The sequence below is a fragment of the Erwinia sp. MYb416 genome (assembly GCF_037479575.1).
GTDB lineage: Bacteria > Pseudomonadota > Gammaproteobacteria > Enterobacterales > Enterobacteriaceae > Erwinia > Erwinia rhapontici.
Genome location: NZ_JBBGYT010000028.1, coordinates 1 through 2,056, shown reverse-complemented (window position 1 = coordinate 2,056; position 2,056 = coordinate 1). Strand labels below are relative to the sequence as shown.

Sequence of the window (2,056 nt, the reverse complement as noted above, 5' to 3'; positions counted from 1 at the left end):
CGGTGGCCACTGAACCTGCCAGAACCCATTTCATTGCTGCTTTCATTGTTAGCCCTATTCGATGTGATGTGACGCACGCCGCCCTCCTGGCCACGCGCTGATATCTGATTGTTCCGACTGCCGGAGAGCGGGTGAGTTCCACTGCACAGCGCCGTACAGCCATTATGGTCCAGGGTTTAAGAATTATCTGCACTGAAACATCACAGGGGCGGGGCAAGCCACGCCCGAACGGGATATCAATACGCTGGCCCGGCGCACGTTTTTTCAGCACTCAGACGCAGACCCTGCGGAATAGGGTTGCGTATGCAGGCGGTAACGGTATAATCCACAACGTTTTCCGCATACCCTTCAGTGCCGAAGTGGCGAAATCGGTAGACGCAGTTGATTCAAAATCAACCATCGAGAGATGTGCCGGTTCGATTCCGGCCTTCGGCACCATAAAGCGTATGAACATTGAAGCCACCGAAAGGTGGTTTTTTTGTGTCTGCAATTTACCTAACCACTTCTTGATCCCCCGTCGTGTATGTGCCAGCCTCTAAGCTCTGTTATTAGGGCTATAGTTTTTGAATTTGGGTTGATATCACTTTTTGATATCATTAAGGGTCTTGTGGCGGGCAAAAAAAGAGGCTAAAGCGCACCAGGTTCGTGATGCGAAGGTATTTTTAATAGCGGTAGGAGTAACACCATGATGAATACCATGACATATAAAGGTTATTCGGCAAGGATTGAATATTGTGAAGAAGATCATTGCCTTGTGGCCCACGTAGCGGGTATCAGGGATATCATTGGGTTCCACGCTGACAATGTAGTCGAACTGCGAAAAGCATTTGAAGAGAGCGTGGATGACTATATTTCCTATTGCGCCGCACAGGGGCGTGAACCGCTCCGTCCGGCGAGTGGTAAAATTAGTCTGCGCATTGCTCCTGAGATCCATTCCGCTATTAATGTTGCAGCGGAAGTCGCTGGCAAAAGCGTTAATCAATGGATCAACGACGCGCTTATCAAAGCTGCGCATGGTTGATCGCTGGATGTGATCCTTAAGATTAATGCAGCGGATCGACTGCAAAGAACGGATGGAGATCCGCAATGACCGCAAAGCGTAAATTTAAAACCCCTGCCTTTGAAGCTATTCACTGCGCAGCTTCTGGAGTATTCAGCATTGGTGCCATCCCGCATAACGATGCGTGATTTTAATCAGGCCTGCATTGATTGCGAGGACGAGTTACAGCTTGCTCAGATCACAGCATACAGCAGAAGGCCTTTGTCGAAATAGTATGCGAAAGTGCTAATATTATTGCCATATTTTGGTTTAAGAGAAAGAATATTAGCACGTTGGTGACGGTGGTTTAGTTGAACAATGGAGCAGCTCAGCCAGGGTTTCGTATGACATTGGTCAACGAAAATAAAAATCATATGTAGCTATCAGCAGTAAGACCTGGTTAAGGATGACTGTGATGGCAAACCAGATTTTAAACGGCTGTTTTTGCGTTTTATGGCGAAAGAGTTGCTGACTGACTATCGCCCCAGGCCATCCCCCCAGGAAGCCAGACACTAGCAAAGTAGACTCAGGCACTCTGCGCCAGCCTTTGCGGGCAGCCAGTTTATCCCATCCATAGATAAGACATGTCAGTGTGCTTGCAAGCAGGAACCATATTACAAATGGGGGAGGCAGAAATGTGCTGCCCAGTGCTGTTAAGGCCAGAAGCAGTTAATAGAATAGATTCAGTTTTATTTAATTGGCACCGCGCTCCTCACTCATAAAGAAGGGAAACTTTATTTAGTTTCACTGGCTGCATTAAATCTGGCTTTTCTCAAGCACAAAGCGTGCATTCAATTTTCGTAAAAACTGGAAGGTTGTTAAGCAGGGAACCTGCAGTTTTTGGCAGATATTGGGAACTTTAACTTTTCGTGTATTTGCCGGAAACAGTGTCTCATGGGTGATCACTGTCGCTCCCATGGACTTACCTTTTGCAATAATCCATGGGTCTGCTTTAGCCAAAAAGTTATCACGGTCCCGTGGGTTGTAGTCACCAGCCATCACATCGATCAGTATCTG

General features: G+C 47.3%; 3 protein-coding genes and 1 tRNA gene. 2 read left to right on the top strand and 2 right to left on the bottom strand.

All coding sequences use genetic code 11. From position 1 onward, the window contains the following. The first annotated feature begins 353 nt into the window (after positions 1-353). Together WH277_RS00270 and WH277_RS00265 are read left to right on the top strand one after the other, a co-directional pair. Positions 354-438, top strand: a tRNA-Leu gene (locus tag WH277_RS00270). A 247-nt stretch (positions 439-685) separates the two neighbouring features. Next, positions 686-1,021: a type II toxin-antitoxin system HicB family antitoxin gene (locus tag WH277_RS00265; protein ID WP_339455462.1), complete on the top strand. Its 336-nt coding sequence runs from the start codon at positions 686-688 to the stop codon at positions 1,019-1,021. Positions 1,022-1,393: 372 nt separating this feature from the next. Here the strand turns inward: WH277_RS00265 and WH277_RS00255 are convergent, their stop codons facing one another. Both WH277_RS00255 and WH277_RS00250 read right to left on the bottom strand, forming a co-directional pair. Beyond that, positions 1,394-1,708: a DUF1294 domain-containing protein gene (locus tag WH277_RS00255; RefSeq protein ID WP_339456235.1), complete on the bottom strand. Its 315-nt coding sequence runs from the start codon at positions 1,706-1,708 to the stop codon at positions 1,394-1,396. Between the two features lie 87 nt (positions 1,709-1,795). Beyond that, on the bottom strand, positions 1,796-2,056 hold a 261-nt coding region (locus WH277_RS00250), incomplete at its 5' end, for a DUF4411 family protein (protein WP_339503669.1).

What these genes read in the sequence shown, in the direction of transcription:
- WH277_RS00265 (WP_339455462.1), top strand. Translation starts at nt 686, where the DNA reads ATGATGAATACCATGACATATAAAGGTTATTCGGCAAGGATTGAATAT.